This is a genomic window from Thalassospira sp. CA1, from assembly GCF_059052855.1.
Genome location: NZ_JBZCIA010000003.1, coordinates 229,999 through 249,329, shown reverse-complemented (window position 1 = coordinate 249,329; position 19,331 = coordinate 229,999). Strand labels below are relative to the sequence as shown.

At 55.6% G+C, this 19,331-nt stretch carries 20 protein-coding genes and 1 riboswitch; of the genes, 8 read left to right on the top strand and 12 right to left on the bottom strand.

Translation table 11 applies throughout. From position 1 onward, the window contains the following. Positions 1–13 precede the first annotated feature (13 nt). Together AC5Q5A_RS07975 and AC5Q5A_RS07970 are read right to left on the bottom strand one after the other, a co-directional pair. Positions 14–1,393 (bottom strand): diacylglycerol/lipid kinase family protein, encoded by a 1,380-nt coding sequence (locus AC5Q5A_RS07975; RefSeq protein WP_493894908.1) that lies wholly within the window; start codon positions 1,391–1,393, stop codon positions 14–16. A 79-nt stretch (positions 1,394–1,472) separates the two neighbouring features. Next, complete coding sequence (locus AC5Q5A_RS07970) at positions 1,473–1,976, bottom strand: Dps family protein (protein WP_064788977.1); 504 nt, start codon at positions 1,974–1,976, stop codon at positions 1,473–1,475. Positions 1,977–2,204: 228 nt separating this feature from the next. On the opposite strand from AC5Q5A_RS07970, the gene AC5Q5A_RS07965 reads away from it, so the two are divergent. Both AC5Q5A_RS07965 and AC5Q5A_RS07960 read left to right on the top strand, forming a co-directional pair. Beyond that, positions 2,205–2,660 carry a hypothetical protein gene (locus tag AC5Q5A_RS07965; RefSeq protein WP_493894907.1) on the top strand — a complete coding sequence of 152 codons (456 nt, stop codon included), beginning with the start codon at positions 2,205–2,207 and terminating at the stop codon, positions 2,658–2,660. 151 nt (positions 2,661–2,811) lie between these two features. Then, positions 2,812–3,348, top strand: coding sequence for a YqaA family protein (locus AC5Q5A_RS07960; RefSeq protein WP_493894906.1), 537 nt, complete (start codon positions 2,812–2,814; stop codon positions 3,346–3,348). 76 nt (positions 3,349–3,424) lie between these two features. Here the strand turns inward: AC5Q5A_RS07960 and AC5Q5A_RS07955 are convergent, their stop codons facing one another. After that, the gene (locus AC5Q5A_RS07955) at positions 3,425–3,634 is read right to left on the bottom strand and encodes a hypothetical protein (RefSeq protein ID WP_338178007.1); all 210 of its coding nucleotides are present in this window, start codon (positions 3,632–3,634) and stop codon (positions 3,425–3,427) included. 344 nt (positions 3,635–3,978) lie between these two features. Between AC5Q5A_RS07955 and AC5Q5A_RS07950 the strand changes: the two genes are divergently transcribed. From AC5Q5A_RS07950 to chrA, 4 genes are all read left to right on the top strand, one after another. After that, positions 3,979–4,506, top strand: a complete 528-nt coding sequence (locus AC5Q5A_RS07950; RefSeq protein WP_493894905.1) for a sigma-70 family RNA polymerase sigma factor — start codon at positions 3,979–3,981, stop codon at positions 4,504–4,506. A gap of 1 nt (position 4,507) precedes the next feature. Beyond that, positions 4,508–4,750, top strand: a complete 243-nt coding sequence (locus AC5Q5A_RS07945; RefSeq protein ID WP_064782177.1) for a hypothetical protein — start codon at positions 4,508–4,510, stop codon at positions 4,748–4,750. Positions 4,751–5,264: 514 nt separating this feature from the next. Further along, positions 5,265–6,740, top strand: a complete 1,476-nt coding sequence (locus AC5Q5A_RS07940) for an AMP nucleosidase (RefSeq protein ID WP_493894904.1) — start codon at positions 5,265–5,267, stop codon at positions 6,738–6,740. A gap of 223 nt (positions 6,741–6,963) precedes the next feature. Continuing rightward, positions 6,964–8,175 carry a chromate efflux transporter gene (gene chrA / locus AC5Q5A_RS07935; protein WP_493894903.1) on the top strand — a complete coding sequence of 404 codons (1,212 nt, stop codon included), beginning with the start codon at positions 6,964–6,966 and terminating at the stop codon, positions 8,173–8,175. Positions 8,176–8,193: 18 nt separating this feature from the next. On the opposite strand, the gene AC5Q5A_RS07930 is transcribed toward chrA, so the two are convergent. From AC5Q5A_RS07930 to AC5Q5A_RS07905, 6 genes are all read right to left on the bottom strand, one after another. Continuing rightward, positions 8,194–9,651, bottom strand: a complete 1,458-nt coding sequence (locus AC5Q5A_RS07930) for a serine hydrolase domain-containing protein (protein WP_493894902.1) — start codon at positions 9,649–9,651, stop codon at positions 8,194–8,196. Between the two features lie 86 nt (positions 9,652–9,737). Next, the gene (locus AC5Q5A_RS07925) at positions 9,738–10,916 is read right to left on the bottom strand and encodes an MFS transporter (RefSeq protein WP_493894901.1); all 1,179 of its coding nucleotides are present in this window, start codon (positions 10,914–10,916) and stop codon (positions 9,738–9,740) included. Positions 10,917–11,014: 98 nt separating this feature from the next. After that, complete coding sequence (locus tag AC5Q5A_RS07920) at positions 11,015–11,596, bottom strand: helix-turn-helix domain-containing protein (RefSeq protein ID WP_493894900.1); 582 nt, start codon at positions 11,594–11,596, stop codon at positions 11,015–11,017. A gap of 68 nt (positions 11,597–11,664) precedes the next feature. Then, on the bottom strand, positions 11,665–12,234 hold the full coding sequence (rsmD, locus tag AC5Q5A_RS07915; RefSeq protein WP_493894899.1) for a 16S rRNA (guanine(966)-N(2))-methyltransferase RsmD: 570 nt from the start codon (positions 12,232–12,234) through the stop codon (positions 11,665–11,667). Between the two features lie 5 nt (positions 12,235–12,239). Continuing rightward, positions 12,240–13,550, bottom strand: coding sequence for a pseudouridine synthase (locus tag AC5Q5A_RS07910; RefSeq protein ID WP_493894898.1), 1,311 nt, complete (start codon positions 13,548–13,550; stop codon positions 12,240–12,242). Then, positions 13,547–14,269 carry a gamma-glutamyl-gamma-aminobutyrate hydrolase family protein gene (locus AC5Q5A_RS07905; RefSeq protein ID WP_493894897.1) on the bottom strand — a complete coding sequence of 241 codons (723 nt, stop codon included), beginning with the start codon at positions 14,267–14,269 and terminating at the stop codon, positions 13,547–13,549. The genes AC5Q5A_RS07910 and AC5Q5A_RS07905 overlap by 4 nt, the downstream gene beginning before the upstream one ends. Positions 14,270–14,539: 270 nt before the next feature. Between AC5Q5A_RS07905 and AC5Q5A_RS07900 the strand changes: the two genes are divergently transcribed. After that, on the top strand, positions 14,540–14,992 hold the full coding sequence (locus AC5Q5A_RS07900) for a nucleoside deaminase (RefSeq protein WP_297121981.1): 453 nt from the start codon (positions 14,540–14,542) through the stop codon (positions 14,990–14,992). Between the two features lie 33 nt (positions 14,993–15,025). On the opposite strand, the gene AC5Q5A_RS07895 is transcribed toward AC5Q5A_RS07900, so the two are convergent. Both AC5Q5A_RS07895 and AC5Q5A_RS07890 read right to left on the bottom strand, forming a co-directional pair. Beyond that, the gene (locus tag AC5Q5A_RS07895) at positions 15,026–15,292 is read right to left on the bottom strand and encodes an Atu4866 domain-containing protein (protein WP_238538722.1); all 267 of its coding nucleotides are present in this window, start codon (positions 15,290–15,292) and stop codon (positions 15,026–15,028) included. A gap of 83 nt (positions 15,293–15,375) precedes the next feature. Then, on the bottom strand, positions 15,376–16,122 hold the full coding sequence (locus AC5Q5A_RS07890) for an SDR family oxidoreductase (protein ID WP_493894896.1): 747 nt from the start codon (positions 16,120–16,122) through the stop codon (positions 15,376–15,378). A 182-nt stretch (positions 16,123–16,304) separates the two neighbouring features. Between AC5Q5A_RS07890 and AC5Q5A_RS07885 the strand changes: the two genes are divergently transcribed. After that, on the top strand, positions 16,305–17,222 hold the full coding sequence (locus tag AC5Q5A_RS07885) for an AraC family transcriptional regulator (RefSeq protein ID WP_493894895.1): 918 nt from the start codon (positions 16,305–16,307) through the stop codon (positions 17,220–17,222). Positions 17,223–17,224: 2 nt separating this feature from the next. On the opposite strand, the gene AC5Q5A_RS07880 is transcribed toward AC5Q5A_RS07885, so the two are convergent. Next, entirely contained in the window at positions 17,225–18,826 is a 1,602-nt protein-coding gene (locus AC5Q5A_RS07880) for an OpgD/OpgG family glucan biosynthesis protein (protein WP_493894894.1), read from the bottom strand. A 172-nt stretch (positions 18,827–18,998) separates the two neighbouring features. Then, positions 18,999–19,201: riboswitch (cobalamin riboswitch) on the top strand. Positions 19,202–19,331 lie beyond the last annotated feature (130 nt).

Here is a 19,331-nt window from a genome sequence, read left to right as displayed (position 1 = left end):
GCCTTTGTGATTTCTAGAGATCCTTGGCGATCCTATCCAGCGTTTTGGAAAAATCGACCATTTCCGTTGCCAGCCCGTCGAGGGCCTTTGAGACCTCAGTCGGTTGGTCGTCCAGCGTGATCGCGTGTATCTCTGTTGTCAGGGTGTCCGCCCGTGCTTTCAGGCCATTGGCAAGGCGGGTATCCGCATTGCCCAGCAACCAGCCCATGACCTTGTCGCGGAGTTCCTCAAGGTTCTGAAGATCCGGGTCGGGGGAGGCGGCATTGATCCCGAAGGGACGCACGCCCAGTTCAAGTTGGCGGGCATGGCTGCGCAAATGGCCTGCCGCGTCATGGCAAAGCGATTTGAGCGCGCTGTTCTGTGCGACAGGGTAAATCGCCTCCAGACGTAAGGCGAAATCAATGGTGTCGCGCATGACGTCATTAATCTCGTTCTGCTGGGGCAGGGTTTTGGTCTTTGCCTCGCCGTCATTGATAACCTCGTCGACGAAACTGTTGGGGGCAAAGACCGGCAGAACACCTGCACGGATGGCAAATTTGGCCGGAAGTTCGCCGATGATTTCGCCGTCGGCCAGAATGGGTGCACCTTCTTCGCCATCGACCTTGATCGTGTCGCACTGAATTGACGTCGCATAGCTGCTGTCATCGACAGAGCCAAACAACAGCTCGGCTGCGATATCAAGGCCGCTGAGCGTATCGACGCTGTCGCGAATGGCAAACATGTGCAAAAGGCCGTCTTCCGGGCTTTTGGTTTCGCTCGGGCGCAATCCACCGCCAAAATATCGGCCATTGGTGATGGTGACCTGACGCAGCTTCATGGCTTGTGGGTCTTCTTCGCCGCACGTGATGGTCAGATCAAGCGGATCCATTTCATGCCAGCTTTGCCAGTTGGCAACCGCATAGCTGATGGCCCCCAAGGTCCGTTTAAGGTCGGGATTGATGCGTTTGCGTGCATCGGCCGGGACGCCAATGCTGGCCGCGTTGACAAAGCTTTTGTCATTCACGCTGCCGATATCAAGCATTCTGATCTGGCCGTGGATGGATGCGCGCGCCGCATCAATAAGATCGTCAGGCAATGTCAGGGTGCGGGCAAAATCATTTGCCGTGCCAAGCGGCACCGGGATGAGAACGACCTTTTGCGAAATCACGGTATCAAGGACCGCATTAATGGTGCCATCACCACCGCCGACCGCTACGATATCGCCCGGTGCACAGCTGGTGCTGATCTGTTCCTTGATGACGTCAGGGTTATCGCACAGCGTCAGCTCGGTCTTGTAACCTGCATCTTCGAACACATTGCGCAGCGGCTGTGCGCCGTTATCGCGCCACTCGTCGGGGAGTTTCGACTTCGTCAGCAGCAAGTGGACCTTGCCAGTCAGATCAGAGCTTTTCATCATGCTGTACCGTTGGTTTGGGGGCACAAAAAAGAACCGGCACCCGAAGGCGCCGGTTCATCATATCATATTGGCATGATTACGAGATCGTTGCACGCAGCATCCATGCTGCTTCTTCGTGAACACCGATCCGCTCGGTCAGCATGTCGGCGGTTTTCACATCATCAACGTCCTCGGCGGCAGCCACCCCGTCACGGAGCAGGCGGGCCATTTTTTCGTGATCCTCGACCAGTTCCTTGACCATGTCTTCGGTCGAAAGAAGTTTGGTCTGATCCTTGATGGACGAGTTTTCCATCATCTCGCTGAGACCCGTTGGCGCCGTAAAGCCGATGGCGCGGATGCGTTCCGCCATATCGTCAATGGCGGTATTGAGGTCCTCGTAATGCTCCTCGGTCATGTTGTGGAGCGAATAGAAAGCCGGACCCACCACATTCCAGTGAACACCACGAACTTTGGCATACAGTACATGCGACGAGCCAACGATCTTGGTCAGCATTTTCGCCAGTTCGCGACGATCCTTGCGGTCCACGCCGGTCTCGACGGGAACTTCCTTCGCAACGGTCTGCATACTGCTATGTGCCATAACTAAAACTCCTTTTGTTTACAGCGTGCCCGTGAAATCGGATTGCGCATTCTTTATTGCGCTGTACCCCGTTTCGTATTGTGGGCGCTTGCAGATGAAACGTGCATTCCGCCAGAAGGTTCCAGAAAATAAAATCAACACAATTGGAACATTCTTTCGCACCATCCGTTGTGAATGGTAAGCAGCGTGCAAGTAATTGTGCTGTGTTTGTTTAATAAGGAGGTTGTGATGTTGAACAAGAATATGCTGATGATCGGTACTGTACTTATGTCTGTTTCTGTAATGGCGCCGGCTTATGCCGGGTCTGACAGCTCGGACACCATGGCGACCGACGATGCAGTGAAGTCCGACGTCAATGAGCTGGGCAACGAAATTGCAGCCCAGTACGAAGAAGCCAAAGACTTTACGTTCGAGCAGAAAGAAGACTTCCTTGCCTGGGTTGACGCCAAATCCAAACAGCTTGGCGAACAGTACGACGAGGTTTCTGCCGAAGTTAAGGATGACAGCGAAGATGCTGTCGAAGAAATGGCTGAGGCCTGGGGCAGCGCAAGCGATGAGCTGAGCGATGCCCTGGAAAATGCCAAGGATGCATCTGCGGATACCTGGGAAGATGTAAAGGCCAACACTGTAAATGCGCTTGAAGATGCGCAGAAGGCCATCTCGGATACTCAGACCGCCGAATAAGACGTCACAACCTGAACTCGGCGGATGACGTCCGAGGTTAGCAGCCCGCCCGGCTTCGGGCGGGCTGCTTTTATTTTGGGGCAGGACCGCCAACAAGGATTAGAATATGTCGGGCGATAATCAAAAAACAGGAATGCGGATAAAAAACGGGTTGGCATATGCCAAGTCCCGCCTCGCCAAACTTGCAGAGGGACGCAAGGGACTAGGCGGTATATCTGTCGCGTCGTTTCTTGAAACGACGATCATCCCGATTCCGATCGAAGTCATCGTTGCCCCGATCATGGCGGCTTCACGGACACGCGGGTTTATTGTGGCATCCGTAACACTGGCAGGTAGTGTGCTGGGTGCCGTGGCCTTATATCTTTTGGCGTGGGTTTTATTTGATGACCTTGCCCAGCCGCTTATTGATCTGGTCGGTGGGCAGCAGGAATTCGAAGATCTGGAAGGCCGATTTGCCGAAGGCGGATTCTGGGTGGTCTTTGCAATCAGTATTACACCGGTCCCGATGCAGCTTGCAGCCCTGGCCGCAGGGGCGACATCCTATCCGCTTTGGTTGTTTCTGATTGCGATCACGGCATCGCGCGCGATCCGATATTACGGATTGTGGTTGCTGGTTCTGGGATTTGGCGCAGGAATCGCCCGCATTTTTGAAGGACGCAAACCCGATTTACGGCAAGATGCGACCTGAAATTGGTCCGAAAACACGCCCAAATAAAAAAGGCCCGGCAGTTCGCCGGGTCTTTTTTTTGGAAAAATCGAATTTTTTATTCCGTCTCAATACGGAAATCGGTGGTGCTTTTACCCTCGGTATCGGGGTCATCGATGTCTTCTGCAACGAGGCCACGACGAATGAGCTCGCGGATTGCGGCAGCTCGGGTCGGCATCCGATGGTCAAAACGCCAGTCATCGATGAATTTCAACTCATCATCATCGAGCATGATCTGGAGCTTTTCTGTTCTCTTCGACGTAGGCACGTGGGGTTTCCTGTAAATTTCAGAGGTTCTTAAAACCGTCCGAAGCCGTTGAAAATCAAAGCTTTCCAAAATTTTGGAGTAACTTACGTTACCGCTGTTTTCTCCGTAACACAACCATCTTGCTGAATCGACGTAACTGAGGACATGGGTGTAAGTAACGTAAAGTAATTATAATGAGTTCCTAAGGTATATTGAGCATGTTGATTAATAAGAGTGAAGTAAGTCTGTTGGTGTATCTATGTATATTGGGTTAGATACCTGTATTGCCTAAGTGAAACATACGATTTTACTTTAAATTTTATTTTCGTTTGTTAGGGTCAGGACATCCGAACAAGGAGGTTGTGATGTCTGAACAAGTGATGAACGAAATCGAAAACCATGTGCCTGCACTGCGCCGTCATGCATATCGTCTGACCGGCAGCAACGACATGGCTCAGGATCTGGTCCAGGACACGCTGTTGAAAGCCATCAGCAAAAAGGACCAGTTCGAAGAAGGCACCAGCCTCAAGGCTTGGTTGCACCGTATTCTGTTCAACACGTTCATTTCCGGAAAACGTCGTGAAAAAACGCGTGGCCCGCAGGTCGACTGGAATGATCTTGGCGACGTCTATGGCCATGGCAGCAATCAGATGGCGCGTTTGCAGCTTCGTGATGCAGACCGTGTGCTTGAAGATCTGCCGGCCCAGGAGCGCGAAGCGATCATGCTGACCGCTGTTGATGATGTGTCCTATCAGGATGCTGCAGAACAGATGTGTGTCGAGATTGGCACGGTCAAATCCCGTGTTGGCCGTGCACGCCGCAAGCTGCGCGCATCGGTTGGTCGAATCGAAGCCCGTGAACACGCATCACGTTATGTCTCGGAGGCCGCATGATATGAGCCTGGTTCTTGCGATATATGGCAAAGATCACATTCTTGGCTATGTGCGCGGGACGCTTGAAGACGACGAAGAAAAACAGGACATCGAAAGTCTGGTCGAGAGTGACCCGCGCGCTGCCAAGATTGTTAACAAGCTTGAAGTCACCGAAGTTGGTGACCGATGGGCAACCGACAATTCTGCGCGAAGACGACTCGAAAAGTTACAGCGCATCGCCGAGGAGGCAGATGTCCTGGCATAGCGCGAAACCGCAAAATGCCACTTGTGAACAAATAGAATTGACATAAATGACCGCTGGTCATATAAATACAGTACATCAGGGTTGATCGTCTTTTCCCTCAACGTCTAAGGCCCTTCCCTGAAATTGCCGAAACCGTCCCCCGGTTTCGGCATTTTTTTTTGCCCTGTTTTCAAAATACCGGTCGTTTCGCGCCGCCAGCTTTGTTTGCAAACCTTGCGGGTTATGACGGTCTCCTCAAAACTGTCATTTGGAATTTTTGAAAATAGACCCGACATATATTTCATAAGTTTCTGAAAATGCCGGGAAAGGTCCGAATTATAAACTTTCCGATATCCACAAATCAGCGGTTTTGACGTCTGGATTGAAAGTGATGGCAAAGTTTTCGGTTGTCAGAAGCCGGGGGAGCGGTGATAAATCTCTCGCTCCAAGGGGTTTTGTCATTGATCCGTCGCTGTTTTATGCTTTGTGATCTGGCAAAAGACCCAAACAACAATAACAAAAAGGAGCAACCAATATGGTTTCAGAAGTCCATGGATCGGTACGCGATCTGTTTGAATTCACGGACGCCGACCGGGCACTCGCGCGCATCAAGGATATTTATGCGACCGGTGCCAATGCCGTCCAAGAGGCCTTTAACCGTTTCGGTCAAGGCCAACAATCTTCCCCGATACGTGCCTATTATCCGTATCTCGGCATCGAAGTGCCGCCGGAAAAGCTGCATGTCGAAAGCACCCTGTCATTTGGCGCACCGCGCGATCCGGGTGTTTATGGAACGACCCTGACCCGGCCCGACCTGTTTGAAGAATATTACCGCGAGCAGATCGAACTTCTGCTCAAAAACCATGACGTTCCGGTTGTGGTGGGTGTTTCGGACCGTCCGATCCCCGTGCCGTTTCTGGTTGAAACGGCGACTGATAGTATCGGTCCGAATGATATCCGGCCGATGCAGCTGATTTTTGATATGCCCGATCTGGCGCGGACCGATGATGATATCGCCAATGGCGTTCATTACGGTGCGAACGCGACCCCGGGGCCAAAGCCATTGTCGCTGTTTTCCGGTGAACGTGTGGATTATTCGCTGGCACGCCTGCGTCACTACACGGCAACAGCCCCCGAACATTTCCAGAAGTTCGTTCTGTTCACCAACTATCAGCGCTATGTCGATGAATTCATCGAATTCGCCAAGTCACAGCTTGATGACCCGAAAAGCCCCTATGTCGCGTTTGTCGAGCCGGGGCCGAAAGTGAGCGTGCGCAAAAACGCGCCCAAGGGCTGGGTTGAAAGTGGTGAAGCGGTCAAGCAACTGCCGCAGATGCCGTCCTATCACCTGATCCGCGAAGATGGTCTTGGTGTCACGCTGGTCAATATCGGTGTGGGACCGTCAAACGCCAAAACGGCAACCGACCATATCGCCGTTCTGCGACCGCATTGCTGGTTGATGTTGGGGCACTGTGCCGGATTGCGGCGTAGCCAGCTGCTTGGTGACTATGTTCTGGCACACGGTTATGTCCGTGACGATCACGTGCTTGATTCGGACCTGCCACTGTGGATTCCGGTGCCGCCAATTGCCGAAGTTCAGGTTGCACTCGCGGACTCGGTCACCAAAATCACCGGTCTTAAGGGCCGTGAAATGAAGGCGCGCATGCGCACCGGCACGGTGGCAACCACCGATAACCGGAACTGGGAACTGCGTTATAGCGAACTGTTTGTTCGCCTCAACCAGTCACGTGCCATCGCGGTCGATATGGAAAGTGCCACTATTGCCGCCAATGGTTTCCGGTTCCGGGTACCGTATGGCACGCTTTTGTGTGTGTCCGACAAACCGGTCCACGGCGAATTGAAGCTGCCCGGCATGGCGAATAATTTCTATCGCCAGCGTATCGGTCAGCATTTGCAGGTGGGTCTGGATACGATTGATACGCTCCGTCAGGACGTCAATCAGCTCCATTCCCGCAAATTGCGGTCCCTGGACGAACCCGCCTTCCGCTAAGGCGTGAATGATCAAACCAAAACCCCGCCTGAGGCAGATCGCCACAGGCGGGGTTTTGTTATGGAATTGTGACGAATGGCTGTAGTCCCGATTTTGGCTTTGCCGCCTTTGTGCGATTGCGTATGGTCAGGCAAAATCAGGGGTAGGGCAGGACAATCACATGCCAAACGCAAGGCCGCACAACAAAACCACAAAAAGTTCCACAGATAACAAGGCTCCTTCATTGCCAATTGGCGGTGTTGGTCTTTGGCAAATCTTCCTGATTTTTCTGCGTCTTGGCTTGACCAGTTTTGGCGGTCCGGTTGCGCATATCGGCTATTTCCGTGAAGAGTTTGTCGCGCGCCGCAAATGGCTGAGTGATGCGCGCTATGCCGATCTGGTGGCACTTTGCCAGTTTGTGCCGGGGCCTGCCAGTTCGCAGGTCGGTATGGGCATTGGCATGGCGCTTGGTGGTTTGCGCGGATCACTGGTTGCCTGGCTTGGATTTACCATGCCATCCGCGATTGTATTGGCCGCCCTTGGCATGGCGTTTGTCGGGTTTGATCTGGGCACGGTCGAGGGGATCATTCGCGGCCTTAAACTGGTGGCGGTCGGGGTTGTTCTTCATGCCCTGCTTGGCATGGCGCGCAGCCTGTGTCCGGATGTTCCGCGTGCCATTCTTGCCGTCTTGGCCGCGGCTATCATGATTGCCAGTGAAACGGTGTTAGCGCAGTTTGGCGTCATCCTTGGCGGGATGCTGGCGGGCTTTTTGCTGCTTCGCGACAAGGTGGGCGCGGGTGCCGATCCCGGCTCTGTGCCGCGCTCTGCCAAGGGGGCTGTTGCTGCCCTTTGCGCATTCTTTGTTCTGCTTATTCTGTTGCCCGTTTTGGCAAAGCTTGATCCCACCGGACTTTTTGCCGTGATTGACGGCTTTTATCGCAGTGGTGCCCTGGTGTTTGGCGGCGGGCATGTGGTTTTGCCCCTGTTGCAAAATGCCGTGGTTACACCGGGCTGGGTGGATGCCGAGACTTTCCTTGCGGGATATGGCGCGACCCAGGCCGTACCCGGTCCGATCTTTACCTTTGCCGCCTATTTGGGGGCGGCCCTTCATACCGGGTCTGGTGGTACGGGACTTGTGGTCAGTGCCATCACGTCCCTTGTGACATTGATCGCAATTTTCCTGCCGGCATGGTTATTGGTGGTCGGCCTTCTGCCGTTCTGGGATCGTGTGCGGCATATCCCGTCGATGCGGGCCGGATTGATGGGGGTGAATGCCGCCGTGGTCGGCCTTCTGGCAGCGGTGTTGTATGACCCGATCTGGACCGGTGCTAATCTTGATATCTTTGATATCGGGTGCGTGATTTTGGTTTTCGCAATCCTGCAATGGCGGATTGCCCCGGTCTGGGCCGTTGTCGGGGCGGGGGCTGTGGTTGGGTATCTGACGGGTCTTTTGTGATTACACCAACTGGCGCAATCAGCCGTCATTTGCCCCGGTCGTTGTCGCATCCGATCCGATCGGCGTATCCGCCGGGGTATCTGAAGTCGCCGGGAAAATGGCACTCAGATCGGCAATGAACTGACGCAGCTTGAACGCGCCGGAATTGCGGGTGACGCCGAAACGCGCCACCACCAGATTTCTGGATGGAATGACGGTAAGCGACTGGCCATCATGACCAAGCGCGAAATAGGCGTCTTCGGGGATCTGCGGCACGTCATTACGGGGTGTGCCATCCTCGTTTCGGCTGCCGGGCAGATCAATCCACCAATGTGCACCATAAAGACCATACGGGTCTTCTGCGGCGGGGCTGGTGGAATATCCGACCCATCCTTCGGGCAGCAGGCGCTCCCCCTCCCACACGCCGTCTTGCAGGAACAACTGGCCGATCTTGGCCCAGTCGCGTGCGGATGCATGCATGAAGCTTGAGGCGATAAAATAGCCTTCCGGGTCGGTTTCGATCACCGCACTGCTCATGCCAAGCGGACGGAACAGAAGTTCTGTCGGTCGGCTGAGATAGGTTGAGCGTGACCCGCTCAGATTACGAATGGCTGCGGACAGGATGTTGCTTGCCCCGGAATTATAGGCGAAATCACTGCCCGGCGTGTTTTCCAGCGGCATGGATACCGCATAGCCCGCCGCCGCAGGTTCGATAAACAGCATTTGCACCACGTCTGATAGCGGATTGGCGTAGCTTTCATCGAACTCAAGGCCGCTTCGCATGCGAAGCAGATCATCGTAATTGATGGTTGCGCGCGGGTCGTTTGGCTCTGCCTGCCATTCGTTGATCAGAACCGGGTCCTGGATGTCGGGCATCATGCCTTCGAACTGCATGCGACCGAGGATGACGTTGAAAACGCTTTTGGTCATCGACCAGCCGGGCAGCGGCGTGTCGGCTGTTATGCCCGCGGCATAGCGTTCGGCGACCACCTTGCCATCATGCAAAATCACCACCGCGCGTGTCCGCCGTTCCGGATGCAGGCCCGGCTCATCCATGACGTCAAACAGGATGTTGTTAAGCGCCCGTCGGTCAACATTGGCGGGCGGTGGTGTCGTCAGAAGCGGGCGTGGTGTGACCGGCCTCATCACCGGGGTCGAATTGCGCAATTGCGCGACATGGTCCAGATCATCGGCCAGCGTGCAACCAAGATTGGGGCGATAAACGGCAAACCGTTTGCGGAACCCGAAGGCATGCGCGCTGACAGTCTGGTTGCGCAGATCTACATTGGTGGTGATCAGGGATAAAAGGGCATTGTTGTCGGCCAGAACATCAACATCGCGCGCCCGTGTCGATGTCAGGCCATCGACAAAAATGGCAGAGCACATGATCTTGGCGCTATAGGCAGCCCCAACCGGGGCCAGCCAGATGAAGAAGACAGCAAGAACGGAAATGCCGATCAATACCAGTCCGATAAAGATGGCTTTGATCAAATGCATTCCACTTCCCTGAATCTTTTTGATTTGTGTGGGAGGGAAGGGTCGCCTGCTTCGCCGGATAGGTCAAGCCATCGTATCGTATAGTTCTAAGATGAATTTTGTCTAATGGGGGCTGCCATGCCCGGTTTTCGTAGGGTAATCAGGAAACCTGCAAAGTAAAGACCACCCAGAACCACAGCCGCCCCGGCCCAACCATTTTGATCGATCATCGCCCCGGCAAATGGAGGAACAATCACGACAAAAATCTCGGCGAACTGGGCCAGCATGCCCTGCAGGGCGGGCATGGAAAGGCCGTCCTTTGCGATCCTTGGCAAAAGTGCAAAGCACGTTCCGGCGACCATGCCTTGACAGACGTTAAATATAATCAGCGCGGTGACGCTAAGCGGTAGAGAGGTGCTGACATAGAGCGTCGAAATGGCAGCCGCCATCATCGGCAAAAATATAATCAGAATGGTCCGGCCAGCAACATCACGGCCCAGAACAGTCCCGGCGGCGACACTGCCGACAATATTGCCGGCAATTGCGGTTGTGCCGATGATCCCGGCCGACAGCGTAATGCCAATATCAAGGTTGTCTGCCAGCATGGCCGGCATGAACGCCAAAGCGGCCGACGTTGCACCCGCAAACGCACCAAAGGTCAGCGCCACCTGAAGGGCGGAACGGGATTTCAAAACACCAACCACCCCGACAATAAGCGATCGCCGCGCCGTTCCGATTTCGGGTTTTTCCATCAGGGCAAGAAGCGGCAGCAAAACCAGAACCGGCAGGGTGCAAACCCCAACAGCGATCCGCCAGTCCATCCATGTCACCACAGCCGCACTGACCCAGTTGCCCAACGCAATGCCAACCGGGATGAAGGTGCCCCAGATGCTCATGGCCATGGCGACGAGCTTGGGATTTTTGAACCCGGCCATCCAGCTTGGCGCACCAACAACAATCAGAAGATAGCCGACACTGGTGACAATCCGACCGACATATAGAAGGCTGCTCACGCTTGCGGTCGCAAAGATCAGCGCGCCTGCAATCATCATCATACAGCCAAGGACGAGTGACCTCCGGAGCCCGGCCCGTGCGGCCCATACCCCGGCGGGTATGGCACACAGCGCGCCTGCTGCGGTGATCAGGGATGCCACCAGTCCGAATTCCGCCTGACTAAGCCCGAAGCTTGCGCGCAAGTCAGGTGCAATCGGTCCAATCAGACCGACCTGCATCGAGGCGGTCAGTCCAAGTCCATAAAGAATGATGACGGCGGTGATGGGCGGCATGGATCGGTTCCGTGGGGCAGGATCGGTGCACTTGCAGGGACTGATTACCGATATTCTGATAAGAATGCCACGTATGAAATATGCGCAGATGATCCGTATCAGATGTGAACCGGCTTCTGATCAAACCCGGTGGTCAGGCGCACTGCCGTGCCATCAGACAGGAAAAACCGTTCCCAAAGGATATAGGTATCGACAATCCGCAGCGGTGCGCCCTCCCGGCGGGAGTTTTCAAAGGTCAGGTGATCGGTCTGATCCTCGTGCCAGCCAAGGTCATGCAGGCTTTTTTCTGCTGATGCGATTTCCGGGGTCGCAAAGCACCACAGCGAGGTGCCCAGCAGCGGCGTACTGTCACGTTGCCATTCGTTTTCGCGCGGTCGCGACAAACAAAGAAGACGGTGTGATCTGTCTTCGATCAGGTGGACACGCTGTGATGAATGCAAAACCAGCCGTTTGATCGCCTGATCAAGGCGGAAATTGCGTTTGCGCGTCATCATTTGATGGATAAGGCCATATTGCAGCGGGGCCGGGCTTTGCGCGCCGTTTTCCCACCGTGAAACGGTTGCCTGCGTCACGCCCAGAATATCGGCCAGACGCGATTGTTTGATGTCGCTTGTGCGCCGCCACTGGCGCAAAAGGCGACCAAAATCCTTGTCTGGTGAACTATTGGACAGACGTTTCATGACGATCAACCGGTAGTGCAGGTAGCCAAATCTATCACAGAATACGCTGACGGGCAGCTTTGCTGCAATCAGGCGATAAAACGCCCGATATCAATCTGGCAGCGGCCATATTTGCGACTGTCGCACAGATAAAAATCGTCAAGCGCGACTTCCGGATCGCGCGGATCGCGTTCGGCAACAATCAGGGTGTTATCATCAATCCACCCGGCCTGGGCCAGGGCCGTGATGCTGGGATCGATCAGGTCTTTGCCATAGGGCGGATCGAGAAACACCATGCTGGCCGGTGTGTTTGCGCGCGGGGGTTTGGTGGCATCGGCACGTCGTGCACTTGCCTGATCGGCAATGCGAAGGGTGTCGATGTTTTGTTCGATGATCGCAATCGCCTTGCGGTCATTGTCAAAGAACACTGCGCGCTCCGCCCCGCGTGAAATGGCTTCAAGCCCAAGCGCACCGGACCCGGCAAAGGCATCAAGGATCACGCCATCATAAAGCGGGTTGAAGTCATCCTCATACCAGCGCGATGCGTGCGACAGGATGCTAAACAGGGCTTCGCGCACCCGATCAAGGGTCGGGCGCGTATCGCGTCCTTCCGGTGCGTTCAGAAGCCTGCCACGATGGGTGCCACCGACAATCCGCATTCAACTTAGTCCTTCTTGCCGCGCGGACGGTTACCGGACGGCTTGCGGCCGGGCGCACTATGTGTGGTATCGCCGGAACGACCCGCAGGTTTTCCCGATGGTTTGCCGGATGGCTTTCCACGACCGCGCCCTTCGATGAAGCCCGGTTTGCCTTCGCGGCCACCAGTACCCCGTCCGCCATCACGACCGCCGTCGCGACCGCCGTCACGTCCACCGGAAGCTTTACCTTCGGCACTGTAACGGCCACGGCCCTTGTTGGTCGGGCGTGATGATCCGCGTTCTTCGCGCATATCACGTTCCTGGCGATCCCCGCCAGAAGCCGGTTTGCCACGGCCACCGGCACGCGGGGCAGCCCCGATGCGCGGGCCTTTCCGTGCAGCACCACTAGCCGGACGTTCGCGGGTTTCACGCTGTTCGTCGGCCTCGGCATTCTGGGCGGCGGCGTTCGGGCCACCTTGTGGGCGTTTGCGCTGGGCTGGTTGGCCAAACACGGTGCGCGGGGCCTTCGGACGCGATGTGCCACCACGGGCAACCGATTTCTTTTCGGAAACCTTGGAATAGTCGCCCTTAAAGAACGCAGCGAGCTGTTCTTTCATCACCTTGCCGGTAATTTCCTCGCACTCGCCAGGCGCCAGATTGCCCAACTGGAACGGGCCATAAGAAACACGCATCAGGCGCGTGACCGGCCAGCCAAGATGTTCCATCACACGACGGATTTCACGGTTCTTGCCTTCACGAAGTGTGACCGTCATCCAGGCATTGGTACCTTTCTGAACGTCAACCTCGGCCTGGATGGAACCATAATTGATCCCGTCGACCGTGACACCGTCTTCAAGCTGTTTAAGCTTGGCCGGGTCAATTTGCCCATGCACGCGCACGCGATAACGCCGCGCCCAGCCGGTGGCAGGCAGTTCAAGATAACGGGCGAGCTCCCCGTCATTGGTCAGCAACAGCAACCCTTCGGAGTTGAGATCAAGTCGCCCAACCGAAATCACGCGCGGCACATAACTTGGCAGATGTTCAAACACCGTGTCGCGGCCCTGTTCATCGCGGTGGCTGGTGACCAGACCGCGCTTTTTAAACAGGCGCCAAAGACGCGGCTTTTCCTTTTCCGGCAGCGGCTTGCCATCGACGATGATTTCATCTTCGTCGGTGACGGTGACGGCCGGGGTATCAAGCTTCTTGCCATTCAGGCGCACAAGCCCCTCGGCAATCATGCGTTCGGCATCACGCCTGGAACAAACACCAGATCGCGCAATGCGCTTGGCAATGCGTTCGGGCTTGTTGTCATCCGGGGTGGTGTTCTTGTCGCTCATTTGCGGGCCTCGGAAATCAGGGCGTCGAAAATCTTCGCATCGCCCGAACTGATATGGAATTCGGGATGCCACTGGACCCCGAGACAATAACGATATTTCGGATGCTCAATCCCCTCGATCACGCCATCTGGCGCATAAGAATTGATGATCACATCCGGGCCAACACCCGCCACCGCCTGATGGTGGGCGGAATTGACCGAAAGACTTTTCACATCGCCAACGATCTTGGCCAGAAGCGTATTCGGTTCGACCGTGACATCATGGCCGGGCTCGTTGCGCGGGTTGGGCTGTTCGTGGGGCAGGCAGTTTTCAACTGTGTCCGGGATATGCTGGATCAGCGACCCGCCTAGAATAACGTTCAAAAGCTGCTGGCCACCGCAAATGCCCAGAACCGGCATGTCGCGCTTAAGCGCGCCGTCGGCCATCGCCCATTCAAATTTGGTGCGCCGATCCTTGGTGACAACCGTGTCGTGCTTTTCCGTCGCACCAAACAGGCTTGGGTCCACGTCAAACGCGCCACCGGTCACGACCAGCCCGTCAATCAGATCAAGCAGATCGGGCACCAGTTCCACCTCGTGGGGCAAAGGCATCGGAATGCCACCCGCCTCGGTCACCGCACCGGCATAGTTTTCACGCAGCGCATACCACGGGAATTTGGAATAGCCCCCCGGTTCTTCGGAATCGAGTGTGATACCAATGATCGGCTTGCGCGTGGTCATGTTGGATGGACCTTGGTGCTGGTGATGAAATGGCGAATTAAGTTTGGCGGAAACTACCTGTGTAACCTTTTAAGGGCAACGGCAATTCACGCTGATAGTCTATGCGTTCTGCGCAACCAGACAAAGATTGGTCTGATTTCCACGTGGATGATCATCGCGTGCCAGATCATCTGCGTGCTGGCACTGTGAGCCAACACACCCTAAAATGCAGTAAAAACAGCCGTTGCGCAGGACGTTTTTGTCACACGGTACAAGCGGGATGGAAAGATCATGAGTGCAGACAGCTATATGGATATGGCCCTTGAAGAAGCCCGCGCCGCCGCCCGTCGTGGCGAGGTGCCCGTCGGTGCCGTTCTGGTCGATGCCGATACCGGGGAGGTTTTGGCACGGGCCGGAAACCTGACCGAGGAAATGAACGATCCGACGGCCCACGCCGAAATTCTGGTGATCCGGGCCGCTGCCGGGGCCAAGGGCGAACCACGTCTGCCCAATTGCGATCTGTATGTCACGCTTGAACCGTGCCCGATGTGCGCAACCGCCATTTCATTTGCCCGTCTGCGCCGGGTTTATTTCGGGGCCTATGACCCCAAGGGTGGTGGCGTTGATCACGGCCCGCGCGTGTTTGAAAGCACAAGCTGCCATCACCGTCCGGAAGTCTATGGCGGCATTGGCGAGGTCGAGGCGGCAAAGCTTCTGAAGGATTTCTTTGGCAGCTTGCGCTAGGCATTTGATTGTTCGGTTGGGGGACGTCCGAATTTAGTTTTCCGGCACTTCACGGAACATCACCATGCCACCGTGATACAGGACGTCGTTTTCAAAATAGCCATCGGCGGTAAAACCGGTGTCATCCTGATAGGTGATGTAATTGCCTGAAACCTGATAGTCGCCCTGATAGGCCGACTGGCGTGTACCTCGGGCCTCGTCATAGCGGCCGTCGGCACGCAGTTCCTGGCGGATATGACCATCCTTGGTCACCCACATCCCGACATACGGGTGCGGGGCGATTTCAGCACTTTTGTTCATACCGGCCTCCTGCTGGGGCCATGCTGGTGATGCGAACACCACCAGCACGGAAAGAAAACACAAGGATTGCAGAATGATCTTCATCAGAACGCCGATGCCGCCGGACGGACGATGACTTCGTTGATGTCGACATCTGCTGGCTGATCAAGGGCATAAAGCACAGCACGCGCAATGGCATCGGGGGTAAGGGCGATCTGGCGGAACTGGGTCAGAAGCTCCTTGCTGTTCGGATCGGAAATATCGTGGCCCAGTTCGGTCTCGACCACGCCCGGTGAAATGGTGGTGACACGGACATTGGTGCTTTCCTGACGCAGGCCTTCGGAAATCGCCCAGACGGCATATTTGGTGCCACAATAAACTGCCGCACTCGGTACAACGACATGTGCCGCAATCGACGCGGTATTGATCACGTGACCAGCACCTTGCTCCTTGAACAGTGGCAGGACAGCCGCAATGCCGTTCAAAACACCACGAATATTGACGTCGATCATGTTGTCCCATTCGTCGGTTTTCAGTGCCGACATCGGGGCAAGCGGCATCACGCCAGCATTGTTGAAGATCGCATCCACACGGCCATAAAGGTTCTTTGCGTTGTAAACCAGTGCCTCGACGCTATCGGCATTGGTGACATCCACCGAACGGGCCATGGCACGACCGCCGGCAGCTTCGATTTCGGTGGCAAGCTGATCAAGGCGTTCTGTGCGGCGTGCGCCAAGAACCACATTCGCCCCGCGGGATGCAAGAAGGCGGGCGGTGGCTTCGCCAATGCCGCTGCTGGCCCCGGTGATGATAACGGTTTTGTTTTCGACATGGTTGATCGGGTTCGACATGACATGCTCCTTGGTTTGGTGTGTCGGTGTTTGTTCGTGGCGCTTACTCTGTCGATAAATCCCCGATTGTTGAATACACAGAACTCGAATTGGATTGCCTAATCCTCCAAATCCGAGATTGAGTGCTTTGTCCGTGTGAAGGCGCGTGTATAGTGGGGCTATGGAAAACAAAGGGTTTTGCGATGGATAGCTATCAGAAGCTGTGTAGCTTGATTGACAAATACTGCGAGGCCGACGGTGCGGTACGCACGGCTGTTGAGCCGGTCTGGATGTTCCGGTCAACAGGACCCACCCTTAAGGTGCCGACGATCTACAAGCCTTGCCTGTGTCTGATTATCTCGGGCGCAAAGGAAGTCACGCTGGGGGATGAGCTTTATCGCTATGAGCCCGGCCAACTGCTGGCGGCATCGGTCGATTTGCCACTTGTTGGCCATGTGACGCTCGCGGCCGAGGATGCGCCATATCGCAGCCTGTCACTTGATCTGGATGCGAAGATCCTGGGCGAACTTGTTGCCAATATGGATATCAAGATGGGCGCAGACGGCGAAAGTACACGCGGGCTTTTTGTCGAAAAGACAACCGAAAGCCTGACCGATGCTGTCTTGCGGGTGGTTGAGCTGCTTGATCGTCCCGATGATGTGCCGGTGATGTTGCCGCTTTTGATGCGCGAAGTGCATTACCGCTTGTTATGTACCGCCAAGGGGGCGGCGATTGCGGGGCTTGCCATCGGCGGCAGCAACATGCAGCGGATCTCGGCAGCGCTTCAACTGATCAAGGATAATTTCGACAAGCCGCTTAAGGTGGAAGACCTGGCAAATCGCGCCAATATGAGCACGTCTTCATTCCATCACCACTTCAAGCAGGTGACAGCCATGAGCCCGCTTCAGTACCAAAAGCGGCTCCGCCTGACCACAGCGCGTCAGATCATGCTGGCCGAAATGAAGGATGCCGCATCGGCGGCCTACGCGGTCGGGTATGAAAGCGCGTCACAGTTCAGCCGTGAATATGCCCGGATGTTTGGCGCACCGCCAATCCGCGATGTGATGTCGATCCTTGGGCAGGGCGGGGCCAGCCAGTCTGCCGATATGGCCCCGCATTAACCCTAACCCTGTTGCTGATTACCCAGTGCCGGCAAATGCTGGAACATCCAGGTTTCACTTAAGGGGCCGTCACCGCGTTTCAGATACATGCGCAGGTCAACCGGATCATTGCCCGCCGCCTTAAGGTCAAAGGCCGCCCGCCAGATGCGGGTATCCATGATCGGTTCGATCTTGGTGCGGACAATCTCCCCGCGCGAGGATGTCACAACCACTTCGGGGAATTCACCGTATGCAAGCGTTCCCAGAACCTCACCCTCGAACTCGACCGAAAACTTGATTTCGTCCTTGGGTCGGTTGGTGCCTGGCTCCCCGCCGCGGCCCATGCGGGTTGCGGTGGCGGTTGCCAGTTCCTTGACCGGGAACGGGTTATGGGCCTGCCAGTAAAGCCGGTATTTGAATTGATAAGAATTGCCAGCCTTGGCCGGGCCATTCGGGACCCAGAAGGCGGCAATGTTATCGTGGATTTCATCGTCGGTCGGGATTTCGATCAACTGAACCGCGCCGTCATTCCACTGGCCCTGCGGTTCGACCCACAGGCTGGGGCGGCGGTGATAACGCACACCATCCAGATAGTTTTTCACATCGCGATCGCGCTGCATCAGACCGAAACCACGCGGGTTGTTGTCACCAAAGGCCGATGCGCGGATGGTTTCAGGGTTGTTCAGCTGTCGCCAGATGCGTTCGCCGCCACCGGTCCAAAGCTCCAGCCCATCGCTGTCATGCACTTCGGGGCGCCAGTCAAAGCGGAACGATTTGTTCTGTTCGGAATACCAGAACATGCTGGTTAGCGGTGCGATGCCAAGCCGTTCGATGTCACGGCGCAAAAACAGATGTTTTTCGACATCCATCGTGACGCCTTCGCCGCGATAAAGCAGGAATTTATAAGCACCCGTGATGCTGGGGCCATCCAGCAGGGCATAGACCGTCACCGGATCTTCGGGGTTTTTGGCCGGTTCGATAAAGAATTGACGGAAATCGGGGAATTCTTCGGGAACCGAGGTCGCCGTATTGACCGCAATGCCACGTGCCGACAAGCCATACTGGCCTTCATCGCCAATGGCGCGGAAGTACGATGCGCCAAGAAACGCCGCCCAGTCCTGGGTTTTCCAGTCATCGCGCGCCTGATTTTCATGCAGGCGGAAACCGGCAAAGCCGCTATTGGCGGGCAGCTGGCGGGCAATGCTGTCTTCGGGCATGTCAAAGTAATCGGGCTTATAGATCACTTCGCGTGCCTGTCCGTTTTCCAGAAGATACATATGCACCGGTTTGGCGAAATACATACCCAGATGGAAAAAGGTCAGCGGATAGGTGCCCGATCCGTCGGAAAACGGCGAATGGTCGCGTTTGTAATGCAGCTTGCCATGGGTGTCGTAATCAATCTTGCCGACAATTTCCGGGTTTGGCGCAACGGGCGGCTCGTAGGCCGATGCGGCCATGGATTTGGCGCGTGCAATCAGATCGGCAAAATCAAACGGCTGTGCCGAACCCAGATCAAGGCCGTCGACATCTGCCAAAGCATGCTGATAGATCGACATTCCCGGCAGGATAAGACCGGCTGCCGCGATGGATTTCAAAAAGCGTCTGCGTTCAACAGAAGTCGTCATGTTCATCACATTCCTGTGGTTTGAGGTGTCGGGAAAGCATACCCGGCAGTGTGGAGGTAATCGGGATGAAACATGGCAAATTCAAGGTCGTATCAATTGCGTTTTATGCATGGAGCCTTGGCGTTAATGCCGCTGGTGGTCTGCCAATTTCCTTGACCGTGTTTTTGGTTTAATCTAACCGTGACGTGTCGGTATCCGAATATCGGATAAAGGGAATTCGAGATGGGCCGAATATTGGCTCATTAACCGAAGCTGCCCCCGCAACTGTAGGCGGCGAGCATTTTTCTGACCAATGCCACTGGGATCAACCTGGGAAGGCCAGGGAAAATGTGTTGACCCGTAAGCCAGGAGACCTGCCGACACGAAGACGACGGACCGGGCGGGGTGCCCCGGAGAATGTCGGTACGTGTCTTGGCCCAACAGTTTAGCCCAGGTTTTCTAAGCTTTAAGGCCGGCATCTTCCGCCATCTCCTGACACTTTTGCCAGTCCATTGACAGTAGCAAA

Bases quoted from the DNA above. Each gene is read 5' to 3' on its own strand.
- AC5Q5A_RS07920 (WP_493894900.1), bottom strand. From the start codon at position 11,596: ATGAAACGTCTGTCCAATAGTTCACCAGACAAGGATTTTGGTCGCCTT.
- AC5Q5A_RS07975 (WP_493894908.1), bottom strand. From the start codon at position 1,393: ATGAAAAGCTCTGATCTGACTGGCAAGGTCCACTTGCTGCTGACGAAG.
- AC5Q5A_RS07945 (WP_064782177.1), top strand. From the start codon at position 4,508: ATGAGCCTGGTTCTTGCGATATATGGCAAAGATCACATTCTTGGCTAT.
- AC5Q5A_RS07965 (WP_493894907.1), top strand. From the start codon at position 2,205: ATGTTGAACAAGAATATGCTGATGATCGGTACTGTACTTATGTCTGTT.
- AC5Q5A_RS07950 (WP_493894905.1), top strand. From the start codon at position 3,979: ATGTCTGAACAAGTGATGAACGAAATCGAAAACCATGTGCCTGCACTG.
- AC5Q5A_RS07940 (WP_493894904.1), top strand. From the start codon at position 5,265: ATGGTTTCAGAAGTCCATGGATCGGTACGCGATCTGTTTGAATTCACG.
- AC5Q5A_RS07880 (WP_493894894.1), bottom strand. From the start codon at position 18,826: ATGACGACTTCTGTTGAACGCAGACGCTTTTTGAAATCCATCGCGGCA.
- AC5Q5A_RS07885 (WP_493894895.1), top strand. From the start codon at position 16,305: ATGGATAGCTATCAGAAGCTGTGTAGCTTGATTGACAAATACTGCGAG.
- AC5Q5A_RS07895 (WP_238538722.1), bottom strand. From the start codon at position 15,292: ATGAACAAAAGTGCTGAAATCGCCCCGCACCCGTATGTCGGGATGTGG.
- AC5Q5A_RS07925 (WP_493894901.1), bottom strand. From the start codon at position 10,916: ATGCCGCCCATCACCGCCGTCATCATTCTTTATGGACTTGGACTGACC.
- AC5Q5A_RS07905 (WP_493894897.1), bottom strand. From the start codon at position 14,269: ATGACCACGCGCAAGCCGATCATTGGTATCACACTCGATTCCGAAGAA.
- AC5Q5A_RS07900 (WP_297121981.1), top strand. From the start codon at position 14,540: ATGAGTGCAGACAGCTATATGGATATGGCCCTTGAAGAAGCCCGCGCC.
- AC5Q5A_RS07970 (WP_064788977.1), bottom strand. From the start codon at position 1,976: ATGGCACATAGCAGTATGCAGACCGTTGCGAAGGAAGTTCCCGTCGAG.
- AC5Q5A_RS07930 (WP_493894902.1), bottom strand. From the start codon at position 9,651: ATGCATTTGATCAAAGCCATCTTTATCGGACTGGTATTGATCGGCATT.
- rsmD (WP_493894899.1), bottom strand. From the start codon at position 12,234: ATGCGGATTGTCGGTGGCACCCATCGTGGCAGGCTTCTGAACGCACCG.
- AC5Q5A_RS07910 (WP_493894898.1), bottom strand. From the start codon at position 13,550: ATGAGCGACAAGAACACCACCCCGGATGACAACAAGCCCGAACGCATT.
- AC5Q5A_RS07890 (WP_493894896.1), bottom strand. From the start codon at position 16,122: ATGTCGAACCCGATCAACCATGTCGAAAACAAAACCGTTATCATCACC.